General features: G+C 71.1%; 4 protein-coding genes. All 4 read left to right on the top strand.

The features are described from left to right. Positions 1 to 172: 172 nt before the first annotated feature. The 4 genes from KME75_RS40430 to KME75_RS40415 are packed head-to-tail and all read left to right on the top strand — an operon-like array spanning position 173 to position 3,885. A complete protein-coding gene (locus KME75_RS40430) occupies positions 173 to 976 on the top strand; it encodes a tyrosine-type recombinase/integrase (RefSeq protein ID WP_308283490.1) in 804 nt (267 codons plus the stop codon). Beyond that, complete coding sequence (locus tag KME75_RS45465; RefSeq protein WP_219420285.1) at positions 934 to 1,230, top strand: tyrosine-type recombinase/integrase; 297 nt, start codon at positions 934 to 936, stop codon at positions 1,228 to 1,230. Before KME75_RS40430 ends, KME75_RS45465 begins: the two co-directional genes overlap by 43 nt. After that, positions 1,227 to 3,452, top strand: coding sequence for a tyrosine-type recombinase/integrase (locus tag KME75_RS46465; protein WP_219420284.1), 2,226 nt, complete (start codon positions 1,227 to 1,229; stop codon positions 3,450 to 3,452). Before KME75_RS45465 ends, KME75_RS46465 begins: the two co-directional genes overlap by 4 nt. Then, the gene (locus KME75_RS40415) at positions 3,442 to 3,885 is read left to right on the top strand and encodes a DUF6262 family protein (protein ID WP_219420283.1); all 444 of its coding nucleotides are present in this window, start codon (positions 3,442 to 3,444) and stop codon (positions 3,883 to 3,885) included. Before KME75_RS46465 ends, KME75_RS40415 begins: the two co-directional genes overlap by 11 nt. Positions 3,886 to 3,963: the final 78 nt, after the last annotated feature.

Here is a 3,963-nt window from a genome sequence, read left to right as displayed (position 1 = left end):
GTTATCTGGAGTCGCTCTCGGGGTGTCCGGGACGTCGTTGACGAGGCTGTGAGGTCCCGGGTTCTGCCTGGTGGACGTGGTTATCTCTCGCCGTCCAGCACGCGGCGTCTCGGGAGGTTCGATGTTCGTTCAGCAAGTAGTGTCGCCCGGTTCGCGGCATAGATCGTGGACGGTGCTCGGCTCGGATGGGGTGCCGGTCGAGCCGGTCGAGCGCTATCTGGCGTTTCTGACCGATGTCGACCGCTCGCCGAACACGGTGAAGGCCTACGCGCATGACCTGAAGGACTGGTTTGTGTTCCTCACCGGCCGCGGGCTGGACTGGCGCGAGGTCCGGCTGGAGGACGTGGGCGAGTTCGTGGCGTGGCTGCGGTTGCCGCCGCCGGCGCGGGACGGGCGGGTCGCGGTGCTGCCCTCGGTGGCGGAGCACTGCGGCGCGGCGACGGTGAACCGGAAGCTGTCGGCTGTCAGCGCGTTCTACCAGCACGCCGCCCGCCACGGCGTTGACTTGGGTGAGCTGCTGACGAGCTGGCAGCCGGTCGGGCGGCGCGGGACGTCGTGGCGCCCGTTTCTGCACCACATCAGCAAGTCCCAGCCGGCTGCGCGGCGAGTGATCGGGATGAAGGTGCCGCGCAAGCACCCGAGGATCCTGACCTCCGTCGAGATGCAGGCGATCCTCGACGCCTGCGACCGGCTGCGGGACCGGTTGTTGTTCGCGGTGCTGCACGACACCGGGATGCGGATCGGGGAGGCGCTGGGGTTGCGGCACGAGGACTGGGCCGCGGCCGAGCGGACGGTCGCGGTCATGCCGCGGGTCAATGACAACGGGGCCCGCGCCAAGTCGGTGCAGCCAAGATCGATCCCGACCAGCTCTGGCTGGTCCGGCTCTACGCCGACTATCTGCACGGCGAGTACGGCGACCTGGACAGCGACTACGTGTTCGTCAACCTCTGGGCCGGGCAACGCGGCCATCCGTTGACCTACGCCGCGGTCTACGACCTGGTCGGGCGGCTGCGGCGGCGGACGGGGATCGACTTCGACCCGCATTGGTGCCGCCACACCTACGCCACCGGGCTGCTGCGCACGGGCACTCCGGTGGAGGTGGTGAGCAGGCTGCTCGGGCACGCCTCGGTGACCACAACGGTCGAGGTCTACGGACACCTCGGCGTCGAAGACGCCCGCCAGACTTTGGAGCAGGCGGGCTGGTTCACCGGCAGCGCGGTGCAGCTGTGAGGGCGCCGGCCCGGCCGGCGGTCCCACGGCGCCCGGCGCTGCTCGAGCAGCTACTGGGCGCGGTCCGGCCCGAGTTCCGCGCCGAGGTGCTCGTGTTCGCGGCCGAGGACCCGGTGTTCGGCGGCGGTGCCTGCCGGGTCGAGAGCTGCACGCGGGCCGCTCGCAGCAAGGGCATGTGCCAGGGCCATCACCTGCGCTGGGTTGACGCGGGCCGCCCCGACCCGGAGGTGTTCGCCGCGACCACCGATCATCGGTGGCGCCGGCAGCGCCCGAACGCAGCCTGTCGGGTCACCGGGTGCGGCTACGGGACCGCGCGCGGCGGGATGTGTCAGCTGCACGGGCAGCGGTGGGACCGCGCCGGGCGACCCGACCTGCACGGGTGGCTGGCCGACCCACCGACGATCAAGACGTCAGCGCATGGCGAGGTCTGCGCGGTGGCGCACTGCGATCTGTGGCCGCAGGCGGCGTTGCCGCTCTGCCACGCCCACGCCAACACCTGGAAGGTCAACGGGCGACCCGACATCGACGTGTTCGTCCGCCGCTTCGAGCAGGTCACCGTCACCGCCGAGGAGATCATCCGGCTGGACCAGCTCGGCCCGCAGCTGCGTCTGGAGATCCAGTACGTGTTGCAGCGCCGCCACGACCAGCGCGCCACGAAGACCCTGCCCGCGGTCGTCATGGCGTTGGTGCGGGCCCTGACCGCCACCGGCGCGGCCTCGCTGCTCGACCGGACCGAGGCCCAGTGGAGGACCGAGATCGGGCGCCCGGCGCCGCGCGATTCCAACCTGCGCGCGCTGTTGATCGACGCCCGCCGCAAGGTCTCCGATCTCGCCGACGGCGACGGTTGGGAGGGCGAGTTCGACCGCGACGTCTGGCAGATGCGCCGCCTCGGGTTCCCAGGCAATCAGCAGCTCGACTTCACCGCGATCGGGCAGTCATGGCTGCGGGAGCTGGTCAAACGCTGGCTGCGCTGGCGGCTCGCGGCCGGACTCGGACTGGAGGCCGTCCGCCGCGGGCTGCGCGCCATGACCCGGTTCGCGCTGTTTTGCCAGCGCATCGGCGTCACCGCGCTCGCCGACGTCGACCGGGCGGTGCTGGAGCGCTACCTGGCCGACCTGCACGCCGAGCTCGCCGGGCGCCAACGCCACGGCGACCAGATCGGGCAGCTCAACTCGTTCCTGCACGCGGTCCGCCAGCACCACTGGGACGACACGCTGCCGGCCACCGCGCTGGTGTTCACCGAGGACTACCCCGCCCGCGTCGAGCGGGCGCCGCGCGCGCTGGCCGAGCAGGTCATGGCCCAGATCGAGCATCCCGACAACCTCGCCCGCTTCACGAACCCGGCCTACCGGCTGGTCACCCAGATCCTGGTCTGGGCCGGGTTGCGGGTCACCGACGCGCTGAGCGTGTCGCGCGACTGCGTGGTCACCGACGCCGACGGCGCCCCCTACCTGCGCTATCTCAACCACAAGATGAAACGCGAGGCGCTGGTCCCGATCGACGAACAGCTCCACGCCCTGATCGTTGAACAGCAAGGTCGCGTCGCGGATGCGCCGGTGTTGTTCCCGCGGCCGACGAAGAACCCCGACGGCCGGGCATCGACCGCCTCCTCGACCTACCGGCTCGCGCTCTATCGCTGGCTGGCCCGCTGCGATGTCCGTGACGCGCACGGCCGCCCGGTCCGGCTGACCCCGCACCAGTGGCGCCACACCCTCGGCACCCGGTTGATCAACCGCGATGTCCCGCAGGAAGTGGTGCGGCGCATCCTCGATCACGACTCGCCGCAGATGACCGCGCACTACGCCCGGCTGCACGACACCACCGTCCGCCGGCACTGGGAAGCCGCCCGCAAGGTCGACATCGCCGGCGAGGTCGTCGCCATTCACCCTGCCGGGCCACTCGCCGAGGCTGCCTGGGCCAAGCAGCGTCTCGGACGGGCGACCCAGGCGCTGCCCAACGGGTTCTGCGGGCTCCCGGTCCAGAAGACCTGCCCGCACGCCAACGCCTGCCTGACCTGCCCGATTTTCGTCACCACGGCGGAGTTCCTGCCCCAGCACCGCGTCCATCGCGGTCAGGTCATCGAGCTCATCACCGCCGCCGAGGCCCGCGGGCAGACCCGGCTGGCCGAGATGAACCGGCAGGTTCTGGGCAACCTCGACCGCATCATCGACACCCTCGGCCACGACGCTCCCGATGGGATCGAGGCCTCCGATGCGGCCTGACAACACCCACCACCTCACCGAGGCGGCACGGCGCCGCGCGCAGGCCACCCGCCGCCGCGCCGTCGCGGCGCTGCGCCGCATGGCCACCAGCGGGCTGCCCGTCACCATCGACGCCCTGGCCCGCGAGGCCGGCGTGTCCCGATCATGGATCTACGGCCAACCCGACCTCCGAGCCGAGGCGGAGCGGCTGCGCGACCGGCCGCGACCCGTCACAGCCGACAGAGCCGTCCCAGACCGCCAGCGCGCCTCCGACGCTTCCCTGCTCCGCCGTCTCGAGACCGCCACACAGCGCATCCGGGAGCTGGAGATCGACAACAAGCGGCTCCGCACTGCTCTGGCTGAGGCCCTCGGCGAGCGGCGGGTCGCGCCCGCCGGCCGACCACCACACGACACGCCGAGACCACGAGTTTCCACACCGAGCCAAACGCTCTGACCAGCCACGTCAGCGACACTGTTCACGACGCAAACCAGCAGCTCACAGGCTTGATCATCCTGCTGGCTCAAGATAACC

Origin of the sequence: Pseudonocardia nigra (assembly GCF_019396355.1) — a bacterium.
Lineage (GTDB): Bacteria > Actinomycetota > Actinomycetes > Mycobacteriales > Pseudonocardiaceae > Pseudonocardia > Pseudonocardia nigra.
Note: the sequence above shows the minus strand (reverse complement) of the source record. Positions and strands in the feature narration are given on the sequence as shown.